The organism is Epilithonimonas mollis (genome assembly GCF_900142325.1).
GTDB lineage: Bacteria > Bacteroidota > Bacteroidia > Flavobacteriales > Weeksellaceae > Epilithonimonas > Epilithonimonas mollis.
The window spans coordinates 279771-300686 of sequence record NZ_FRAM01000003.1; the positions used below are offsets into that span (position 1 = coordinate 279771).

Genomic DNA, 20916 nt, shown 5'->3' on the forward strand with positions numbered 1-20916 from the left:
CAATGCTATCTCAAATCTAATGAATATATGGTTTTACTTCCAAGGATCCAGCACAACTTTCACACAGTTGTCCTCTTTTTTATGGAAAATCTCATAGCCTTTTGCAACTTCATCCAGTGCAAGCCTATGGGTTATAATATCATCCAGTTTTACCTGCCCTGTTTCTACATACTTCAGAAGTTTGTCGACGATGGCATGCACAGGCGCCTGTCCTGCTTTGATAGTCAATCCTTTATCGAATATCTGTCCTAATGTAAAATTATCATAATTTACAGGATAAACACCCAGAACAGAGACGGTTCCGCCACGTCGTACAGCACTGAAGCAAGCTTCTAGAACTTTGACAGATCCTTTTTCAAAATTAAGAACTGCTTTTGCCTTGTCTAATAAGTTACGTTCCGGTTCGAAACCAACAGCATCTATACATAGATCTGCGCCTCGTCCGTCCGTCAGATCACGTATTTGCTCTACTGTTTGTTTCGCATCCTGCCAAAGAATGACTTCGCAGCCAGTCAGCTTTCTGATCTGTTCCAAACGGTACGGAAGCGTATCAATCACAATGATTTTGCCTGCATTATGGAGAATAGCACTTTTGACAGCCATTGACCCCACAGGCCCGGCTCCGAAAATCACAACAGACTCCCCGCCCTTCAGCTCACCCCACATCACGCCAGTATAACCAGTAGGGAAAATATCGGTTAAAAATAAAACCTGCTCATCTGTCAGGATATCCGGGACTTTTCTAGGTCCGAAATTGGCATAAGGAACCCTAACATATTGTGCCTGTCCACCATTATAGCCGCCATAGAGATCGGTATAACCAAACATACCGCCGCCTTTTTCCGTAAGAATCCCTCCTTCGGGCCCATAATGATCTGTGTTGCTGTTTTCACAACCCGAAGGAAGATCATGCTGACAAAAATAACAGCATCCACAGGCAATCGGAAACGGGACGACGACCCGGTCACCTTTCTGAAGATGGGAAATATTAGATCCCATTTCTTCAACAATTCCCATGAATTCATGTCCCATCACCATGGGCTTCAGCTGGGGCATTCCACCAGAATACATATGCAGATCACTTCCGCAAATGGCTGTTGATGTCACTTGAGAATAATATCATTCGGATCCTCTATAATAGGATCATCCACTGTGTCGCAGGTAATTTTGCCCGGCATGTGGAAGACTGCTGCTTTCATAACTTTAATATTTTAATGGTTGGTAGTTAGATTATTGCTTCTTTGCTGACTTTTTTGCTTCGATATTCTCGTCTGCCCGGTCAATTGAATGGGAAGTGTGGATATCCTCTTCATTTTCACATTCAGAAGAAATTTTTTCATAGAACGTATGCAACGTATCAATGTCCTCTTCATTCATATCTTCTACGTCTACGAGCCTGTTGCTCGCTTCTTTGCTGGCCGCAATCAATTCATTTAATTTCAGCTGAATAGCTTTGGAATCTTTATTTTGAGATTTCTGAATCACAAATACCATCAGAAAAGTAATAATCGTGGTAGTTGTATTGATGATCAGCTGCCATGTATCCGAATAATTAAAAACAGGTCCACAGATAAGCCAAAGCACAATCACTCCGGCTGCAAATCCGAAAGCAAAAGAACTCCCGGACCATTGTGTAATCTTATCCGCCAGCCATTCGAATTTATTTTTATTCTGTTCCATAATCCGGATTACGCTGGATTGTTTCTTTGCTGTTCAAATTCCCAGACTCTGTGATTGGTTACCGCTTTTATGAAGAGATTATCGCTATTCTTTTCTGTAGCATGTATGATTGCAGAATCCTCATGCTGTTTCAGGCTGATGTTGCTTTCTGTATAAATCTGATCAGTATCCGAGCCAAAATAGATCGCTTTACAATGTTTATAAGCTTCATTTACAAATAAAAGTGTTCCCGCTTTATTTTCCGGGTTCAACAGGTTTTTCGCAGATTCTTTCCCGCCACAGAGATATAATGCATCAAAACAAACGCTGGATGTACTGGTCAAAGAATGTTTCGGCTCGAAGACACTTCCGTCATCTGCCTTCACGTGGGCAAGACTTCCGGAAATAACCTGAACCATTGCGCCTTCTTTTTCAAGTTTGGTTTTTAAACCATTAACTTCTTTAGCATTCACACCATTTTCCATAATAAATCCAATAATCCTGCTTTTGATGGTATCTTTAATGGTATTTGCCATGCTTAAGGCTTCAGAATTCGGAACACTTGGTTCCCTTTCCTGACTTTGTAAGTTTTTTGGATCTGCGTCAGCGGGGATACTTGCATTAGGCTGCTTTAATTTGACTACGTCGACACCAACTTTCTTAGCTACAATCGAGGCTAATTCTTTATTAATGAACAGCAACTGACCAACTAATCTTTCTCTGATGGCAGGAACCGTCACTTTGGACAATTCAAAAATCAATGCGTTCTGAAGATGTACTTTTTCCGGTTCGGATTGGCTGTTGTAGAACAATTTAGCCTGCGAATAATGATCCACAAAGCTTTGACTTCTTGCGCGGACCTTGTTTCCATCCACACGTTCTGCCTGTGAAGTGAAGCCGCCTTCCTTCATCATCGCCTGAAACGGACATCCGCCACCGATTGAGTTGGGTTCATAGCTGACTTTGCCTTTAACAATCTGCTGACGCATGTGTCCGTCCCGCTGATTGTTATGCACTGTATTGATCGATCTGTTGATCGGAATCTCATGAAAATTCGGCGAGCCTAATCTTGATAACTGTGTATCAGTATAGGAGAATAGCCGACCCTGCAGCAAAGGATCATTACTAAAATCAATCCCGGGAACCAAGTGTCCGGGATGAAAAGCAACCTGTTCTGTTTCTGCAAAGAAGTTATCCGGGTTTTTGTTCAGGGTAAGTGTTCCTATCAGCTGAACAGGCACCAGTTCTTCGGGAACTATTTTCGTAGGATCGAGAAGATCAAAATCGAAGTCATTTTCATTTTCTTCAGGAATCAGCTGAACTCCAAAATCCCATTCAGGAAAAGCACCGTTTTCTATCGCTTCCCAAAGATCTCTCCTATGAAAATCGGGATCTTTCCCGGAGATCTTGGTAGCCTCATCCCAGGCTACGGCATGCACGCCAAGTTTCGGTTTGAAATGAAATTTGACAAAATGAGCATCGCCTTCACTATTGATAAATTTGAATGAGTGAACGCCGAAGCCTTCCATCATTCTGTAACTTCTGGGGATTGCCCTGTCACTCATCAGCCACATTATCATGTGCATGCTTTCCGGCATCAGTGAAATAAAATCCCAAAATGTGTCATGCGCAGAAGAAGCTTGTGGAATTTCCATATCAGGTTCCGGTTTAACCGCATGAACAAGATCCGGGAACTTGATCGCATCCTGAATAAAAAACACAGGCATATTATTGGCGACGAGATCATAATTACCTTCCTCCGTATAGAATTTAACCGCAAATCCTCTTACATCTCTTGCCAGGTCGGTGCTTCCCCGAAAGCCGGCAACTGTTGAGAATCTGACAAAAACAGGAGTCTCCTTCCCCACTTCCGTGAGGAATTTTGCTTTGGTATATTTTTTCAGGCTTTGATTCAGCTTGAAAACGCCGTGGGCACCGGAACCTCTGGCATGGACAATCCTTTCCGGGATTCTTTCGTGGTCAAAATGTGTGATTTTTTCTCTCAGAATAAAATCCTCCAGTAAGCTTGGACCCCGTTCTCCTGATTTGAGAGAATCCTGATTGTTATTAATTTTAAGACCTTGATTTGTGGAGAGTTTCTCACCGTTATTATCCGTTGTATGATCCTGAAGCTGATCCAGCTTGGGATTCGTCAGATTCTTGTTATTTTTCATAATTTATAGAGATTGGTTGATTAAAAAGAAATTGATATCAGGATCTGAGTTCAGAATCCGAATCAATATTGTCTTATTATTAGAGTGTCAATACAGAAGAAATAACACCTCCTTATTGATAAAGAAGCATTCAGAATAAATACTAATAAAATAAGGTAAATACTTAGCGAGTTCTTCCAGAATCACGTTTTGGTGTGGACAAACTATCAGTTCTGGAAGTGTTAGCGGCATCAACATTGTTGATCCCGGAAGAAGCAGTGGTGTCCATATAAGTTCCGCTGTTCTCAGACGCAGAAGGCTGAGTGTTCATAGATGTACTGTCCGGCGATACCGATTCTGAATTTTCAGAAGACTTATTGCTGTTGCAACTAAACAACAATCCCACTGCGAGGATTATTAATAACTTTTTCATAATAATTTATTTTTTGGTATTTGGTATTATCAAAGTTATATAGAAGATTATAGCCTGTTTATGATTTGAGTCATAATGATTCATTCCAATTTGCTGTAATTCATGAATTGAATAATCAGAGTAATATCAAAATTATTTTTTTGAAGGGTCTATGATCATACGAAGCGGCTGATCTCGTGTGATATAGGAATTCAGCCAGTTAAAGAAAGTCGTTATTTTATTTCTGACATTAATAAGCGACATCAGATGAACAAAAATCCAGATCAGCCAGGCAAAAAAACCGCTAAAATGTTTGAATGGTCCCGGAAGATCTGCAACGGCCCGGTTTCTTTTAATAATGGCCATAGATCCTTTATCCTTGTATATAAATGGTTTTTTATCTTTCTTTTTTTCCTGAGCCACCAAGTTTTTTGCCAACAGTTCAGCCTGCTGTATAGCAACCTGAGCGAGCTGCGGATGACCGTTTGGAAATGCCGGATCTGAAGTCATAATACACGTATCTCCAATTGCGTAGATATCATTAATACCAATTACCTGGCTGAAGGAATCCACAGCAAGCCGGTTTCCTTTTCCGTAGCAATCTTCAGGTATTCCTTCGAAGGTTTGTGCCGTTACACCTGCAGTCCATATCAGATTCTCACTAGCTATAGATGTGCCATCTGCAAGATGAACAACACCATCCGCATAATCCTTAACCACCTGCCCCAGCTTCACAATCACACCACTTTTCTCAAGAGACTGCTGAGCATATTTTTGTGATTCTTTGCTCATAGGCGCAAGTACTGTTGGCAAACCATCAATGAGATAAATGTCAAATGCAATATTTTTCAGTTCGGGATAATCCCTAAATAATATATTTTTCCTCAGTTCACTCAGCATGCCGGCTATTTCGACACCAGTCGGACCGCCGCCTGCAATAACAAAAGTCGTAAGCTTGGCTCTTAGTTCGGCATCTGAGGTTCGGGACGCTTTTTCCAGCCTCTCAAGGATTTTGTTTTTTAAATTGATAGCATCTGTAATGGTTTTCATGGGAAGCGCATTATCCATGATATTTACGTTGCCAAAATAGTTGGTTACAGTCCCGGTTGCAATAATCAATTTAGAATAAAAAACATCTCCGCAATTCAGGATGATCTTCTTCCCGTCAGGCATAATTTCTTCCAGGCTTCCCATAATAAATGAAAAACCTTTTTTTGAACTGAAATGCTTTCTGAAAGGATAACTGATGTTAGACACATCCAGAAAACCTGTAGCAACCTGATATAGCAACGGCGGGAAAAAATTATAATTATTTTTATCAATCAGGATGACATGCGCATCTGTTCCGGAATCCAGTAATCTTTCAGCCAGTTCTACTCCGGCGAAGCCTCCTCCAATAATTACAATATTATTTTGATTTTCCATTTTAAAAAATTTAAAGATTACAAACCTATTATCAGGCCAGCTTCTAAAAACATTCGATTTTATACCTGTTACGCTACTTCGCCTGTTTTCAGATTAATCGTGCATCCGTCTGTCAGGATGATGTATTTCAAAGTTATTAATAGCCTTATAAGGTTTTTATGACTGTGATCATATCCATTTTTCAATTACCACCTGAATTATTTCTTGATTTTCATTTTTTATTGATAAAACCTGAGATTTTTGATTTGTAATAATGACATAACAATTTATTAATGAATGATTTAAAAAAAACAAAGCTAATGTTATAAAAAAACAATAAATTTATGCCCCGACATTTTTAAAAATATTATCATGTTAAAAAACTACCTGTTTGCATTTGCTGTTTTCCCTGTTTTTGCACTATCCCAGATTCCGCAAGGCTATTACACCGGAACCGAAAGTTTATCTGGTTTTGCACTGAAAACAAAACTTCATGACATCATCTCTGCAAAAAACTATAATTGGCATTATGATGACCTGAAAACATTATATGGACAGACGGACATTGATAAATATTATGATTACGATGCCACCAATACAACCTATCTGCTGGACATCTATTCTAACAATCCTACGGGAACAACAGCTTATCATTACACTCTTGCCAATATTATAGGAAGTGCCAATGCAGAAGGCTTGGGCTGGAACCGTGAACACATGATGCCCCAAAGTTCCTTCAACAGTGCGTATCCAATGTACTCTGATTTATTTTTTGTAATTCCTACAGATGCAAGAATCAACCAGCTAAGAAGCAATTACCCTTATGGAAAAGCAGGTTCGACAGTATATTATAATTTTACCAATGGTTCCAAACAAGCCTCTAACGGAACACAGAATGCGACTTATACAGGCCGTGTTTTCGAACCGATAGATGAGTTTAAAGGAGATATTGCAAGAGCTCTTCTGTATTTTGCTGTCAGATACGAAGGAAAACTGGGTAGTTTCAACTTCAGTACAAATGCTGATCCTACAAAAGACCAAAATCCATTAGACGGAACAGAGGAAAAAGCCTATGAAAACTGGTATGTTGCCATGCTCCTGAACTGGCATCAGCTGGATCCGGTTTCACAGAGGGAGATTGACAGAAACAATTCTGTTTATAATATTCAGAAAAACAGAAATCCTTTTATCGATCATCCGGAATGGGTCAGTATGATATGGAACCAGACGCCGGATAATGTTTCGCCATCTGCGCCTTCACAGCTTTCTCTGGAAAGGAACTCTGCTTATTTTGTAGATCTAAACTGGCAGGCCAGCCCGGAATCTGATGTTATCGGGTACAAAATCTATCAGGATGGCGTTTTAATAGGCTCCACGAAAACCACTTCTTTTTCAGCAGATCATCTGACGCCTGCGACGACCTATAACTTTACTGTGAAAGCTTATGATAATGCTTATCTGGAAAGTGCCCAGAGCAACACGATGAGCGTGACAACACTCACAGCAGATATTTTTGCAAAGGATCTTCAGATTGTAAAATACATCGAAGGCTCCGGCAATAACAAAGCTTTCGAAATCGTTAACCGAACTGGTCACAAAGTTAATCTGAACGGGTACAAATTATACATCCAGTATAAGGGAACCGCCTATTATTTTGGTGAACCCTTCGAACTGGAAGGCAGTATAGAAAATAATCAAAATTTTGTGGTTATAAATCCAAATGCCAATCTCAGCTGTTTCAATAATTCTAACGCCAAGTTTATAACGGCAGCACCATCACTTACTTTTACCGGTGGACAATATGTGGATCTGTCGTACAGATCTGCAACTGTGGATGCCATCGGAATCAAAGGTCAGGATAACAGCAACGGGAACAAATCGCTTTATAGAAAATCAGATTTCATAAACCCTACAAACAGTTTTGATATCAATGAATGGATCACACATCCTTCCGACTATTGCATGGGACTGGGCGTTTTGGCAGCTAATGAGGTTAATAAAAATGAGACTTTCAATATCTACCCAAATCCTGTCGCAGACGTAATTAATATTAATGGCGATCTGAAAAATGCTGAATCTGCAAAGATTTTTGATATTTCCGGAAAATTAATTTTAGAAATCAAAAAACCTTTTGCTAATAAAAAAGCAATTGATGTCCATGCTTTACACCCTAATATTTACATACTTAATATTGATGGAAAATCTGTGAAATTTATCAAAAAATAATTTTTTGAATTTTAGGTAACAAAAAAGTATTCATAAAAAAAGCAACTCAATTGAGTTGCTTTAATTTTTTGCCTGAGCCTGGAATTATTTTCTGATTCCTAATTCAGCGATAATTGCTCTATATCTGTTGATATCTTTTTTCTTCAAATAATCTAAAAGAGCTTTTCTTTTACCTACTAACTTTACAAGAGATCTTTCTGTGTTGAAATCTTTGTGGTTAGCTTTCAAGTGCTGAGTCAAGTGGTTGATTCTAAAAGTGAATAGAGCAACCTGTCCTTCAGCAGTTCCTGTGTCCTGTGCAGATTTACCGTGCTTTGCGAAAATTTCTGCTTTTTTTTCTGTTGTTAAATACATTCCAATATTGTTTAATGATTATTATGTAATTCGGGTGCAAAGATAAGATTATTTTTTGGATTGATCACTGATAAGAAAACTATTTATTTAAATAATTCTAAAACCACAAATGAACAAAAGAAAATTACTTAATTCAAATCTAATTTGTCATTCTGACAGAATCTCGACAGCTCCGTTTAGATTCAAAATGACAAAATTGTGTTATGAATGTCAAAACTTTGTTCCTTTTGTGGTTTTTACCGCTTCTCCTCCATCAAAAATTGTTTCACCACTTCAAAATCCGCTGGAAATTCCACAGTTTTTTTTTCTTTTTTATTAAAAGCTTCAAGTTTTTCCGGAATGATAATTTTTTCATTCAAAACCTCTTCCACCACTTCCACAAACTTTGCAGGATGAGCAGTTTCTAATAAAACCCCAACAAAATCTCCACTTACTTTGTCACTCTGAGCCAAGCCTGTCCTGAGCTTGCCGAAGGATCGAAGAGCCTCTAATCCCAAATAAGCAACCGCGCCGTGCGGATCAAGTATATAATTATATTCCTTCTTCACATTTTGCATTGCAATCTCAGTCTCTTTATCGGAAAAAGAATAAGATTCAATTTCTTTTCTGAACTCCGTAACATCATCATTGAACAAGCTTTTCATCCGTTCAAAATTACTAGGATTTCCAACGTCCATTGCATTACTGATGGTTTGTTTGGAAGGTTTTGCTTCGTAATTCCCTGTTACCAAGAACTTAGGAATCACATCATTTTCATTGGTCGATGCAATGAATTGATGAACTGGCAATCCCATTTTTTTTGCAAAAAGTCCAGCGGTAAGGTTTCCAAAATTCCCGCTTGGAACTGAGAATACAATTGGTTTTCCTAATTTTTGAAGTTGCGCAAAAGCCCAGAAATAATAAAACGATTGCGGAATCAGTCTGGCGATATTGATACTATTTGCAGATGTCAACGTGAATTTCTGATTCAATTCTTCATCGGACAAAATTTGTTTTGCCAAAGCCTGGCAATCGTCAAAAGTGCCGTCGATTTCCAGAGCTTTGATATTTCCGCCCCAAGTTGTCAACTGTTTTTCCTGCAACGGACTTACTTTTCCTTTAGGATAAAGAATAAAAACCTCGATTCCCGGAACATCAAAAAATCCTGACGCAACAGCACTTCCCGTATCGCCGGAAGTTGCGGCAATCACTTTCATAGGTTTTCCTTCTGAAAAATAAGACATCATTCTCGCCATAAATCTTGCGCCGACATCTTTGAAAGCCATCGTCGGACCGTGAAATAATTCCAGAGAATAAATATTCTCAGAGATTTTCACAGCCGGAATTTCAAAATTTAAAACCTCATTGATGATTTGTTTCAAATTATCGTCCGAAATGGAATCGCCGAGAAATTCCTTTGCTACACGGAAACCGATTTCCTGTAAAGTGAGATTCGGTAAATTTTCAAAAAAATCAGAATCCAATTTTGGAATATATTCTGGCATAAAAAGTCCGCCGTCATCGGCTAAACCTTTGAGAATTGCTGTTTTTATATCGGTTTCCTGTCGTTGTCTTGTTGATATATATTTCATTTGTTGATAGTTGATGGTGGATGGTTTTTAGCTTAAAATTTTAACACAAAGCACACTAAGGTTTTTTATTTTAAATTCTATAATTTTAAGTTCACAAGGATTTGACTTCGTCAAATATTATTTGTGATCTTTAAGAAAATCTTTGTGTCTTTTGTGGTTTAAATTTTCAAATAACTCTTGCGCCTTCGTCATTAATTTTCGTTACAAAGGATTCGCTTTCTATATTTTTTTGATTAAGTAATTTCTTGATTTTGAATGAAATTTCTTCCGCTGTTCCTTTGTTTTTGCACAATGCAAAAACGGAAGGACCGGAACCTGAAATCCCAAAACCAATCGCTCCGTTGTCCAAAGCGAGCTGTTTCATCTCATAAAAATACGGAATCAGCATCGCACGAACCGGCTCTATGATAACATCTTCCAGACTTCGGCTGACCAAATCCAGATCGTTGGTGCAGAATCCGGCAACCAAGCCTGCAACATTTCCCCACTGTTGAACAGCGGATTTCAAACTGATTCTATCCTTGATGATTTTCCTCGCCTCGCCTGTCGGAACATCCACGTGCGGATGAACGGAAACGACCGACAAATCTTTTGGATAAGGCAATTTCAGCGCATCCAAAGGTTCGTAACTTCTGACTAAAACCAAACCGCCCAAAAGTGCAGGCGCCACATTGTCGGCGTGAGCATTTCCACAAGCAATTCGTTCGCCTTCCATTGCTAGTGGCAACAATTCTTGTTTTGAGTAAGGTTTTCCCATCAATTCATTTATGGCGACCAAAGCAGCAACACTGCTCGCTGCGCTGGAGCCCATTCCACTGTTAAGAGGCATTTTTTTGTACAATTCAATATCAATTCCCTGGTTAGAATTTATTTTTTCGAGAAATAATCTGATCACGTGAGAAACCACATTTTTAGCAGGATCTTTGGGAAGTTTCCCGCCATCGCCTTCGATTTTTGTAATGATGATTTGATTGAAATCGTTCTTCCGCAGGATGATTTCATCACCCGGCTCTTTTATTGCGAAACCTAGAATATCATAACCGCAGACAACATTGGCAACTGTTGCAGGCGCAAAAACTTTTATAGAATCCATTTTTAATTATTAATTTTTAATGGTAAATTGTTAATTGATTCTTGTTAAAATTAATCATTAACAACTATTATTGTGCTGTAACTCTCACCAAATCTGCAAAGACTCCGGCAGCTGTTACTTCTGCACCTGCGCCCGGACCTTTTACAACCAAAGGTGTATTTCTGTATCTTGAAGTTGTGAATGAAATGATATTGTCGCTTCCAGACAATCCGAAAAAAGGATGATCCGAATTTACAATCTGAACTTCGATGTTGATTTTTCCGTGTTCCAAAACACCAATTAATCTCAGTTTTCTGCCAGAACTTTCTGCTTCGTTTTTGAAAGATGAGAAATAATGTTCGTGTTTTTCTAATTCTTCGTAAAAAGCAGGAATTGATTCTGCTTGGAGACAAGCTTCAGGAAGAAAATCCTTGATACTGACATCGGACATTTCCAATGGCAAGCCAATTTCTCGTCCAAGAATCAGCATTTTTCGGGAGAAATCCATTCCATTCAGATCATCTCTCGGGTCCGGTTCTGTATATCCTAATTCCTGCGCCGTTCTTACAACTTCGGCAAAAGTTTTTTCACCAACGTAATTATTAAAAATGTAAGAAATTGTTCCGGATAAAATAGCTTCGATTTTCAAAATTTCGTCACCTGAAATCCACAAATCATTTAAAGTTCTGATGATTGGAAGTCCTGCTCCAACATTGGTTTCATACAGGAAATTGACATTGTTCTTCTTCGCCAGTCTTTTGAATTTGCTGTATTGCTCAAACGATGAGGAATTTCCCTTTTTGTTGCAAGTGACAATCGAAATATTATTATTGAATAGATCAGGATAATGTTTCACAACGTCTTCACTGGAAGTATTATCGACGAAAACTAGATTCGGTAAATTTTTACTGGCAATTAATTTGATAAACGATTCCAAATCTGTTTTTTGAGAATTTTCATTTTCGATTTCTAAATTAAAAATGGATTCCGGATTATCAATTAGCTGCATCGTTCGGCTGTTGGAAATCCCAACCACATTGATTTTGATCTGATGATTTTCAGCCAAATTTTTCTTTTCCCTTTCCAGTTGCCTGAACAATTCCTTGCCAATATTTCCTGTTCCCGCAAACATTACATTGAAGGTTTTCACGTGCGAAAGTAAAAGTGAATCGTGAACAACATTTAGTGCTTTCGACAATTCATTTCGTTCAATGACGGCAGAAATATTAAGTTCAGACGAACCTTGTGCAATTGCGATAATATTGATCCCGTTTTTGCCCAAGGCACTGAAAAATTTACCACTAATCCCTCTTGTTTTCTTCATATTCTCGCCAACAACGGAAATGATACTTAGGTCGTTATCAAATTGCGGTTCATCGATTTTGTTGGAATCCAATTCAAATTCAAACTCTTCCCGGATGGCTTTTCCGGCCTTTTTCTCGTCATTAAAATTAACAACAAACGAAATACTATGCTCGGAACTGGCCTGTGTAATCAGGATGATATTCACGTCATATCTCGCCAGAGCATTGAATAATCTTCCGCTGAAACCCTTCATCCCAATCATCCCGTTTCCGGTGATATTGATGAGACAGGTTTTCTCGATGGAGACAATTCCTTTGATCAAACCTTTGGAAATTTCGGATTTCTGATGAATTAAAGTTCCTGGATTTTCCGGTTGAAAAGTATTTCTGATATATATCGGAATCTGATTTTCAATCGCCGGAATCATCGTTGGCGGATAAATCACTTTTGCCCCAAAATACGACATTTCCATCGCTTCCTGATAGCTGAGTTCGGGTTGAGAAAAAGCATTCTTTACCAATCTTGGGTCAGCCGTTAGAAAACCGTCAACATCTGTCCAGATCTGGATTTCATCCGCTTTTAACCCTGAAGCTAAAATCGCCGAAGTATAATCTGAACCGCCTCTACCTAGCGTTGTTGTATCTTGATTTTCATCTGATGCGATGAAACCTGTCACAACATAGATGTGATTACCGAGTGTCCAATTGTTTAGATTTTCGTTTGTTTTTTTGGAATCAACGTTAGCATTTCCGAAATGAGAATCGGTTTTGATTAATTCTCTTGCATCTTGGAAAACGGCAGGAAAACTTTCTGAATTGAGGAAAGCAGTGATGATTTTGCCGGACATTTGTTCGCCGTAAGACAATAATCTGTCTTTGATCCTGTCTGACAATTCGCCCAAATTTCTGATACTGAAAAGCAAATCTTCAATCTCATTGAAACTCACTTTCACCATCATCAATAACGGATTCTGGGCAGTTCTTGGCAATAATCCAGAGATAATCTGATAATGTTTCTCTTCTGCAGATTTCAGAATTCTTGAGAAATCATTTTGTTCTAAAGCTTGTTCTGAAGCTAGAAGAAGCATGTTGGTAATTCCTGACAAGGCAGAACAGACGACAATCAACGGTTCGTTTTGACTGAACTCCTTTTCTACAATTAGCTTTACATTTTGCAAAGCTTCCAAACTTCCGACTGAAGTTCCTCCGAATTTTAAAATTTTCATTGATTATATTTTAAAAACAAAAAAGCCTTTCTGAAATCAGAAAGGCTTTGTCATTATTGTTGTATTCAAATTCACAAACGCACCTTCCTGCAACCTACAGATGTTGTAGTTGTTGATGTAGAAGTGGTTGTTGTAAATGTGAAATTCATTATTATTTGTAAATCTTTAACGAATGTATGAAAACATTTCTTTACTGCAAATTTTTTGAACTATTTATTTTAATTAATTCGATTCAATTCAATAAATATTATGATTTAATCAAATGCGTTGGCGAATAACCGAACTGTTTTTTGAAAGCAAAAGAAAAATGTGAAAGATTCTCAAACCCGGTTTCATAATATACTTCGACAGGCTTTTTATTTTTCTCGACAAGTTCGTAATACGCCAATTCCAGACGTTTTTTTGTCAGCCATCTTTGTGGTGTGGAATTGAAAGCTTTATAAAAATCTCTTTTGAAAGTAGTCAAACTTCGGCCAGTCAAATATCCGAATTTTTCCAGAGACATATTGAACATAAAATTCTTTTCCATAAAAGCCACTAAGTCGATTTTTCCGGGTTCATCAAAGTTATTAAGAACAGAATCTATATTGACATCAATCGTTCTGAGGATATTGATCGCTTCATTTATTTTCAGAGAAGCAATATTTTCGGGGAAATTATTCTGCATTTCAAAATACGGAATCAGCGAAGCCAGGCAACTTTCCAATAACGGATGCTTCTCAAAACTGATGATTTTTTCTGTTTTTATTTTTGATTTAATCGAATTATCAGCATAAAATTCTCTAAGGCGTTTTGCTGATAAATGCATCGCAACCGCTTTGTGTGACATTCCGTCTTTCGGATAATTGATGATCGTTGCCAATTGATTTCGCGGAATCAGGAAAGTGCGGCCTGCACCGAAAACAAAGCGTTCGTCTGCCTGGATAATTTTGGTCTCACCGGAAATCAGCCAAACCAGCAAATGATCTTCAAATGCCGCTTCGGTTTTGAACAACTTACCTTCGTAACAGGAAAGCTTGATTTCCGGAGTGATATAATTAACTTTATAATCCATATTGCTCATATCACAAAGTTACAAATATCAATGGATGTCAAATGGAATTCCTGTCATTTCTTCACTTAGTTGCCATAATCTTTTGGCATTGGTTTCATCCAGAGAATAAGGTTTGATTCCGCCTATAGTTTTCACATCGGAACCCAAAGGTGCAATGTCGACATTCTCACAATAAATTCCTCCCAAATCATTTAGCAAAGGACTTGTTGCACACCAAACTGTTGTAGCTGCACCCTGGGGAATGGTTTTCAAAGATGCTGTAACTTCCGGCAACAACTGTCCTTCCGAATCAACGTAACCCAATTTTTGAAACAAATCCAACGGTGCTTCTCTCGACAAATCAGTTTCGCCGACTGCACCAGGACATAATGCATAACTTCTGACATTATATTCTTTTGCACGATTATCCAATTCCATCGAGAAAAGATTGACTGCGGTTTTCGATTGTCCGTAGCCGAGTAATGTTTCATATTCTCGATGGAGAAAATTCGGGTCTTCAAAATTGAAATCCGAAAACTGATGTCCGCCAGAAGAAACATTTACGATTCTGGCACCGTTTGCTTTTTTCAAAGCGGACCATAATCTTGCCGTTAACTGAAAATGGGCCAGATAATTTACAGCTAACTGGGATTCTAAACCACGATCATCTCTGCGAAGGGGCACCCACATTATGCCGGCGTTGTTGATTAATAGATGAAGTGGACGTTGGGATTTTAAAAACTTTTCTGCAAAAGTATCAACCGAATTTGGATTGGATAAATCTAATTCTTCCAATTCTACATTCGGGATTCCGGCGAGATTTTTTTTTGCTTTTTCGATGTCTCTTGCGGGAACGATGACTTTTGCACCAGCTCTTGATAATGTTTTAACTGTTTCCAATCCGATTCCTGAATTTCCGCCTGTCACGATAGCTACTTTTCTTTCGAGACTGATTCCTTTGATTACTTCTTCTGTTGTAGATCTTGCATTGAAGCCTGAGTTGATGGGTTTTTGTAATACACCTTGATAATTGTTCATTGCTTTAAATATTTATTGATACAAAATTATACTACAAAAACAGGATCAATTTTGTTTAAACGTCCGAATTAAGTTTGTTTAAAAGACCTATAAAAGATTTATTACTGATTATTTGAAATTTAGATTTTTTATTTGTAAAATTTTATAACTGGAAATCAGATAATTAACTATTATTTCTAAAATTATTTACTACTTTGTATTGCATAATACCATTCTATTTATATATCTTTGCAATGTAAAGTTAGAGAAGTATGTTCGGAGCTTAATAATAACTTAAAAAATAAAGCACGAGCAATAAACTTTAGAATTTAATTAAACCAAACAATTAATATGAATACGGAAAACACAAAAGCGCAAATGCGCAAAGGAATTCTGGAATTCTGTATTTTGAGCCTGATTCAGCAGCGCGAAATGTATGTTTCCGACCTGATAGAATCTCTCAAAAAAGGAAAACTGGATGTCGTGGAAGGCACTCTTTATCCTCTCCTCACAAGATTGAAAAACGGCGAGTTTCTCGCTTACAGATGGGAAGAATCTACAAGCGGACCGCCAAGAAAGTACTATCAGATTACTGATAAAGGAAGTCTTTTTCTTGCAGAATTGCAAACAACCTGGCAGGAACTGACAGACTCTGTGAACCAAATTACTACAAACTCTCACTCTCAAAATTAATACTATGAACAAGACATTATCAATAGCACTCGCTGGTTTCTCTTTTATGATAGATGAACAGGCTTACATCAAGCTTAGCGATTATCTGAATGCCTTGAGAAATTCTCTGGACGCACAGGAAGCAGACGAAGTTATGCACGATATTGAAATCCGAATGGTCGAGATTTTCAAGGAAACACTTTCCAAAAGAGAAGTAATCAACGATTCTGATGTAGAAAAAGTGATCGCTCAGATCGGAACGCCTGAACAGATTGATGAGCAGGAAGAAGCTTATTACTCAGAAGGAAAACAAAGTAAATCAAAGTCTTCTACAAGCTACAGCAGCTACAGCAGCAATTCTCAGAAACAACTGTTCCGTGACCCGGAAAGACAAAAGATTGCCGGTGTCTGTGCAGGTTTAGCAGCTTACTTCGGAATGGATATCACTTGGATGAGACTCATTTGGGTTGGCGCATTTTTGTTCCTTTGGATCGCTCCAGGATCCTCATTTTTAGTAGTCATTCTTTATTTCATTCTTTGGGCAGTTTTACCAAAAGCAGAATCAGCATCTGACTTTTTGAAGATGAAAGGAAAACCTTTAAACTTCGACAACTTAAAGGAAGAATCCAGCAAAATAGTACAGTTTGCCAATGAGACAACCACAAGAGCCGGTGAAATCTACACCGAAAACCGTCCGAAGATCGGTTCTGCAGGAGATTCCATTCTAAAAATCTTCAGATATTGTCTAGCTGTTTTGCTTGGATTATTGGCAGCGGGATGTTTCATCGGATTGTTCGCAATGACCTTTGCATACGGTTCTGACAAATTCGGGATGGACAATAACCTTGGATTCTATCTGGAAGAAAACAATCTTGGATATCTTTTGCTTGCTATTGCTGCTTTACCTACCATCATTTTTGGAGTAGCGTTCTTACTGCTATCGATCAAGCTGTTTTCGCCAAAAACCAAATTCAATTACATCGGACGCGTTTTGGGAACGTTGGGAATCATCTGGATTATTCTGGTCGGAATTTTCGCAGCAAGTGCTTCCAAGTTCAACTTTTCGTATAGTGGCGACAATCAGGATTATGAGAATATCTCCATCACAGCACCGAATGATACCATCTACCTGGATAGCAAGAAAGTGGCGATTCCTGAGAACTACAAAGCTTATTTTAATAATATTTATTCTGACAAATCCAGAATCTATAAAAGAGATTATGCGAGCGTAGAAATCACCAGAAGAGATGATATCAAAACCCCTTATCTGATTATTAAGAAAGAAGCAGATGGCTACAATCAGCCTCTTAAAATGAAAGTTCCTGTGGAAATCACAGGCAACAGAATCTTCTTTCCTAATTACTTTGAATATCCTTATGAATACAAATTCAGAGATTACAGATTGGATTATGAGCTGGTAGTTCCATCAACTATGAAAGTCATTAACGAAAAAGAATATGAAATTAATGTACGTGACAATTCTGATGACGATGATAATGATTTCAGCAGCAGCAATCATTCCGGAATAACAGTGGAGGAAAACAAAATTAAAATTAACGGAACGACTATCGAATATAATTCTGATGACAGCGATTCTGTTAAAATCAACGGAAAAAACTACTCCAAAGATTCTGCAGATGTAGTATTAGAAAGGATGAAAATTGACCAGCAGGTAAAAAAAAGCTTCAAAGATATGAACATCAATATCAAAGATGGTAAAAAAGAAATCCATATTAAAACTAACTAAAAATTGAGAGTGGATTAGTTGAAAAGCGGGTAAAAAAGTCTTCGGGCTTCCGCTTTTCTTCTAGTTCTTCCAAAGAAAAATTAAAACCATGTATTCGAGACTGAAAAGCAATAGCTTGCTAAATTTAATGATAATCGGCATTCGGTTTTTAGTTGGTTTTGCTTTTATTCCTTCAGGCCTCAAAAAACTTCTTGGAGAAAGATTCACAGCAATTGGAACGGATAATCCCATAGGCTATTTCTTCGAAGCAATGTACAGGACTGGCGACTATTGGGTTTTTCTCGGATTCTGTCAATTACTCACAGCGTTTTTGTTATTCACTCAGAGATTCGCAACATTAGGAGCAATGATGTTTTTCGGGATCACTCTCAATATTTGCGTCATCACGATCAGCATGCATTTTACAGGAACCTGGGTTATTACTTCCTTGATGCTTTTTGCCGGAGTAATCTTGCTAGCCTGGGACTGGGACAAATTGAAACCGATATTAGAAATTAGAACTGAGATCCAGAAACAGTACAACAGCGTTTCGATATATTGGCAGATCACAGGATTAATCCTTTTCATAATATTGATTACAGGTTCAATTCTTCTGAAAGCAAATTAAACTAATATGAAAATCTTTACTTTTTTATTTTTGCCAGCTTGCAATTTTTTTCGACCTATGCCTCGTACAATAAAAACATCGAACAGCCGGATAGAAATGAACAGGAATCTGCATCTAGGTATCAATTTTAAAGAATGGTGGAAAGGATATGACAATCTGAGGATTCAGCATTATTCTGACATGATCAAGGATAGTGACAACAGCATGACAGTGCCTTTGCCAAAAATATTTTCACGGAAATTATTACCAGAATCCTGGATTACTTGCAAAACTCATTGTTGAAGATTATCAAAGCTATAAGAAATAAACACTGAATCATAAAATAAATTATTAATATGAAAATCTATACTTTTTTACTCTTGATATTGCTCACCACTTTATCAAAAGCACAAACGCACCGCTTTATTTACGAATACAAATTCAAGCCGGATTCAACATCTGCAAACTACAGAAATGTGAATATGGCACTGGACATCAACCCGAAAGATGTTAAGTTCTATCATTACGAAAACATCATCAATGACTCGCTGAATAAAAAAGGCGGCAGGAACTACAACTGGAACGGAACACCAGCTATAAAAAGAAATAAAAATTCTTACCTGAATACCAACTACGAAATGATGATGGATTACTTTTCCTACACCACCACAGACAAGATGGACTGGAAACTGGAAAATGAAACCAAAACCTCCGGAAAATATACACTGCAGAAAGCAACTACGGACTTTGGCGGAAGACATTGGACAGCATGGTTTTGTAAAGACATCAGTATCTCCGAAGGACCATACAAATTCCGTGGATTGCCGGGACTGATTTTCGAGCTGAGTGACAGCAAAGACAATTTTATTTTTAAACTGGTAAAAAGTCAGAAGCTTGAGAAAACTTATGATACATCAGACTTTCTCGAAGTTTTCGGAGGGAAAAAACCTTTGAACCTGAAAATTGCCGATCTTCATAAAATGATGCTTCAGTTTTATAATGATCCTATGAAAGAGCTGAGAGAAAAATTCGATGATGTGCCGCCCGGAACGTTCCAGGTTGGCGGGACAAAAATAACGAGCAAAGACCAGTTCAAAGAAATGGCGAAAGTTATGCAGAATTTCATTGCAAAGAATTACAATCCTTTGGATCTAACCAACGCAGTGATATATCCGCAGATTAATTGATATTTTAATAAAAATTTAACCTTTAAATTATAAAGAAGGCAAAATTATTATTAAATTTATTATAGAAATAAAATCTAACCACCAAAATCTCCGACAATGATACAATTAGTTATCGAAATCGCCATCAAGATTGTAGATTTCATCAGCAACCTCTTCTAGACTGTCAAAGAATATTTTTTATATTTCTTAAAAAATAAACATATTTTGTAAATTTGTAAAGTATAACCGTTATGGTTGTACTTTTTTTTATGAAAAAACTCTTTGCAAAACTTATTCTAAAAATAATCGGATGGAAGGTTGTTCTCCAGGGCAATGTTGATAATCTAGACAGATGCATACTTGTAGTTGCTCCACACACCCATAACAGCGAATATCTTCTTGGAAATCTTGCCTATTGGTCTTTGGGAAAAAAGTTAAAAATAATCATCAAAGATGCTCATACCAAAAATCCTTTCTACGGCTGGATTGTAAAGGCAATTGGCGGAATCGGGATTGACCGTTCTCAGAAGAATAACCTTGTCAATTTTGTGGCGAATGAATTTAAGAAAGATGATTTCAGTCTCGTGATTACTCCGGAAGGTACGAGAAGCCGCGTAGAAAAATGGCGAAAAGGCTTCTACAATATGGCTTTGGCAGCAAAAGTCCCGATTGTTTTAGCCGGTGGCGATTACAAACGGAAAACCATTAATCTGGGTTATCAAATCCCTTATGAAAAACTGGAAACTCATTCGTATGAAGAAATCATGCAGGAAATTCAGGATTTTTATATAAAATTTGATATCACTCCGAAAATTCCTGAGAACTGGAATCCCCAGATTTACTAGTTGATAGTTGCAAAATTAATTTTACGAAATGGACGACACTAGAAAAAAAGAAATATTAGAGCAGTTGAATAAAGCCAATAAAAACACTTTGGGTGAAACTTTAGAAATCGTATACACTGATGTTTCCGATGATTTTCTGACAGCAACGATGCCTGTAAACTCAAGAGTCCATCAGCCTTATGGTATTCTTCATGGTGGTGCAAGCTGTGTTCTGGCTGAGACCCTGGGTTCCTGTCTTTCGCTGATCAATGTGGATATCAATAAAGTTGTACCCGTGGGGACTAACATCAACAGCAATCATCTCCGTGCAAAACGTGAGGGTGTTGTAACCGGAACAGCAACCTTCATCAGAAAAGGCAATACAATGCACGTTTCTCAGATCGAGATTCGGGACGAGAAAGGAAATCTTATCAACCATACGACAATGACGAACAATATTGTTCCGGTCGGGAAAGTTTAATCTACCTCG

General features: G+C 37.9%; 19 protein-coding genes. 8 read left to right on the plus strand and 11 right to left on the minus strand.

The window, feature by feature from the left end; translation table 11 throughout:
* Positions 1–33: 33 nt before the first annotated feature.
* From BUA97_RS13520 to BUA97_RS13540, 5 genes are all read right to left on the minus strand, one after another.
* Positions 34–1107 carry an alcohol dehydrogenase catalytic domain-containing protein gene (locus BUA97_RS13520; protein WP_245795927.1) on the minus strand — a complete coding sequence of 358 codons (1074 nt, stop codon included), beginning with the start codon at positions 1105–1107 and terminating at the stop codon, positions 34–36.
* A 123-nt stretch (positions 1108–1230) separates the two neighbouring features.
* On the minus strand, positions 1231–1680 hold the full coding sequence (locus BUA97_RS13525; RefSeq protein WP_072999120.1) for a low affinity iron permease family protein: 450 nt from the start codon (positions 1678–1680) through the stop codon (positions 1231–1233).
* 8 nt (positions 1681–1688) lie between these two features.
* Positions 1689–3833 carry a catalase gene (locus tag BUA97_RS13530; protein ID WP_072999124.1) on the minus strand — a complete coding sequence of 715 codons (2145 nt, stop codon included), beginning with the start codon at positions 3831–3833 and terminating at the stop codon, positions 1689–1691.
* A gap of 163 nt (positions 3834–3996) precedes the next feature.
* Positions 3997–4245 (minus strand): hypothetical protein, encoded by a 249-nt coding sequence (locus BUA97_RS13535; protein ID WP_072999126.1) that lies wholly within the window; start codon positions 4243–4245, stop codon positions 3997–3999.
* A 132-nt stretch (positions 4246–4377) separates the two neighbouring features.
* Entirely contained in the window at positions 4378–5649 is a 1272-nt protein-coding gene (locus tag BUA97_RS13540; protein WP_072999128.1) for an NAD(P)/FAD-dependent oxidoreductase, read from the minus strand.
* A gap of 351 nt (positions 5650–6000) precedes the next feature.
* Between BUA97_RS13540 and BUA97_RS13545 the strand changes: the two genes are divergently transcribed.
* A complete protein-coding gene (locus BUA97_RS13545) occupies positions 6001–7854 on the plus strand; it encodes an endonuclease (RefSeq protein ID WP_072999130.1) in 1854 nt (617 codons plus the stop codon).
* Between the two features lie 84 nt (positions 7855–7938).
* Here BUA97_RS13545 and rpsO read toward each other — a convergent pair whose 3' ends face one another.
* From rpsO to BUA97_RS13575, 6 genes are all read right to left on the minus strand, one after another.
* Positions 7939–8208, minus strand: a complete 270-nt coding sequence (gene rpsO / locus BUA97_RS13550) for a 30S ribosomal protein S15 (protein ID WP_072999133.1) — start codon at positions 8206–8208, stop codon at positions 7939–7941.
* A 236-nt stretch (positions 8209–8444) separates the two neighbouring features.
* On the minus strand, positions 8445–9779 hold the full coding sequence (thrC, locus tag BUA97_RS13555; protein ID WP_072999135.1) for a threonine synthase: 1335 nt from the start codon (positions 9777–9779) through the stop codon (positions 8445–8447).
* Positions 9780–9945: 166 nt separating this feature from the next.
* On the minus strand, positions 9946–10872 hold the full coding sequence (locus BUA97_RS13560) for a homoserine kinase (protein ID WP_072999137.1): 927 nt from the start codon (positions 10870–10872) through the stop codon (positions 9946–9948).
* A gap of 67 nt (positions 10873–10939) precedes the next feature.
* On the minus strand, positions 10940–13381 hold the full coding sequence (gene thrA / locus BUA97_RS13565) for a bifunctional aspartate kinase/homoserine dehydrogenase I (RefSeq protein WP_072999139.1): 2442 nt from the start codon (positions 13379–13381) through the stop codon (positions 10940–10942).
* 247 nt (positions 13382–13628) lie between these two features.
* Positions 13629–14435 carry an AraC family transcriptional regulator gene (locus BUA97_RS13570; protein ID WP_072999142.1) on the minus strand — a complete coding sequence of 269 codons (807 nt, stop codon included), beginning with the start codon at positions 14433–14435 and terminating at the stop codon, positions 13629–13631.
* A 27-nt stretch (positions 14436–14462) separates the two neighbouring features.
* Entirely contained in the window at positions 14463–15452 is a 990-nt protein-coding gene (locus BUA97_RS13575; RefSeq protein WP_072999144.1) for an SDR family NAD(P)-dependent oxidoreductase, read from the minus strand.
* A gap of 330 nt (positions 15453–15782) precedes the next feature.
* Here BUA97_RS13575 and BUA97_RS13580 point away from each other — a divergent pair, with 330 nt between their 5' ends.
* The 7 genes from BUA97_RS13580 (at position 15783) to BUA97_RS13610 (ending at position 20907) form a co-directional block, all read left to right on the plus strand.
* The gene (locus BUA97_RS13580; RefSeq protein WP_072999146.1) at positions 15783–16124 is read left to right on the plus strand and encodes a PadR family transcriptional regulator; all 342 of its coding nucleotides are present in this window, start codon (positions 15783–15785) and stop codon (positions 16122–16124) included.
* 4 nt (positions 16125–16128) lie between these two features.
* Complete coding sequence (locus tag BUA97_RS13585; protein ID WP_072999149.1) at positions 16129–17850, plus strand: PspC domain-containing protein; 1722 nt, start codon at positions 16129–16131, stop codon at positions 17848–17850.
* Positions 17851–17977: 127 nt separating this feature from the next.
* Complete coding sequence (locus BUA97_RS13590) at positions 17978–18457, plus strand: DoxX family membrane protein (RefSeq protein ID WP_245795929.1); 480 nt, start codon at positions 17978–17980, stop codon at positions 18455–18457.
* A 57-nt stretch (positions 18458–18514) separates the two neighbouring features.
* Entirely contained in the window at positions 18515–18739 is a 225-nt protein-coding gene (locus tag BUA97_RS17165; protein ID WP_072999154.1) for a hypothetical protein, read from the plus strand.
* Positions 18740–18792: 53 nt separating this feature from the next.
* Positions 18793–19623: a GLPGLI family protein gene (locus BUA97_RS13600; RefSeq protein ID WP_072999157.1), complete on the plus strand. Its 831-nt coding sequence runs from the start codon at positions 18793–18795 to the stop codon at positions 19621–19623.
* Positions 19624–19871: 248 nt separating this feature from the next.
* A complete protein-coding gene (locus BUA97_RS13605; RefSeq protein ID WP_072999427.1) occupies positions 19872–20447 on the plus strand; it encodes a 1-acyl-sn-glycerol-3-phosphate acyltransferase in 576 nt (191 codons plus the stop codon).
* A 28-nt stretch (positions 20448–20475) separates the two neighbouring features.
* Entirely contained in the window at positions 20476–20907 is a 432-nt protein-coding gene (locus BUA97_RS13610; RefSeq protein WP_072999159.1) for a PaaI family thioesterase, read from the plus strand.
* The last annotated feature ends 9 nt before the right edge of the window (positions 20908–20916 follow it).

What these genes read in the sequence shown, in the direction of transcription:
- BUA97_RS13575 (WP_072999144.1), bottom strand. Translation starts at nt 15,452, where the DNA reads ATGAACAATTATCAAGGTGTATTACAAAAACCCATCAACTCAGGCTTC.
- BUA97_RS13540 (WP_072999128.1), bottom strand. Translation starts at nt 5,649, where the DNA reads ATGGAAAATCAAAATAATATTGTAATTATTGGAGGAGGCTTCGCCGGA.
- BUA97_RS13610 (WP_072999159.1), top strand. Translation starts at nt 20,476, where the DNA reads ATGGACGACACTAGAAAAAAAGAAATATTAGAGCAGTTGAATAAAGCC.
- BUA97_RS13570 (WP_072999142.1), bottom strand. Translation starts at nt 14,435, where the DNA reads ATGGATTATAAAGTTAATTATATCACTCCGGAAATCAAGCTTTCCTGT.
- thrA (WP_072999139.1), bottom strand. Translation starts at nt 13,381, where the DNA reads ATGAAAATTTTAAAATTCGGAGGAACTTCAGTCGGAAGTTTGGAAGCT.
- thrC (WP_072999135.1), bottom strand. Translation starts at nt 9,779, where the DNA reads ATGAAATATATATCAACAAGACAACGACAGGAAACCGATATAAAAACA.
- BUA97_RS13590 (WP_245795929.1), top strand. Translation starts at nt 17,978, where the DNA reads ATGATAATCGGCATTCGGTTTTTAGTTGGTTTTGCTTTTATTCCTTCA.
- BUA97_RS13600 (WP_072999157.1), top strand. Translation starts at nt 18,793, where the DNA reads ATGAAAATCTATACTTTTTTACTCTTGATATTGCTCACCACTTTATCA.
- BUA97_RS13560 (WP_072999137.1), bottom strand. Translation starts at nt 10,872, where the DNA reads ATGGATTCTATAAAAGTTTTTGCGCCTGCAACAGTTGCCAATGTTGTC.
- BUA97_RS13535 (WP_072999126.1), bottom strand. Translation starts at nt 4,245, where the DNA reads ATGAAAAAGTTATTAATAATCCTCGCAGTGGGATTGTTGTTTAGTTGC.
- BUA97_RS13605 (WP_072999427.1), top strand. Translation starts at nt 19,872, where the DNA reads ATGAAAAAACTCTTTGCAAAACTTATTCTAAAAATAATCGGATGGAAG.
- BUA97_RS13530 (WP_072999124.1), bottom strand. Translation starts at nt 3,833, where the DNA reads ATGAAAAATAACAAGAATCTGACGAATCCCAAGCTGGATCAGCTTCAG.
- BUA97_RS13545 (WP_072999130.1), top strand. Translation starts at nt 6,001, where the DNA reads ATGTTAAAAAACTACCTGTTTGCATTTGCTGTTTTCCCTGTTTTTGCA.
- BUA97_RS17165 (WP_072999154.1), top strand. Translation starts at nt 18,515, where the DNA reads ATGCCTCGTACAATAAAAACATCGAACAGCCGGATAGAAATGAACAGG.
- BUA97_RS13525 (WP_072999120.1), bottom strand. Translation starts at nt 1,680, where the DNA reads ATGGAACAGAATAAAAATAAATTCGAATGGCTGGCGGATAAGATTACA.
- BUA97_RS13585 (WP_072999149.1), top strand. Translation starts at nt 16,129, where the DNA reads ATGAACAAGACATTATCAATAGCACTCGCTGGTTTCTCTTTTATGATA.
- BUA97_RS13580 (WP_072999146.1), top strand. Translation starts at nt 15,783, where the DNA reads ATGAATACGGAAAACACAAAAGCGCAAATGCGCAAAGGAATTCTGGAA.
- rpsO (WP_072999133.1), bottom strand. Translation starts at nt 8,208, where the DNA reads ATGTATTTAACAACAGAAAAAAAAGCAGAAATTTTCGCAAAGCACGGT.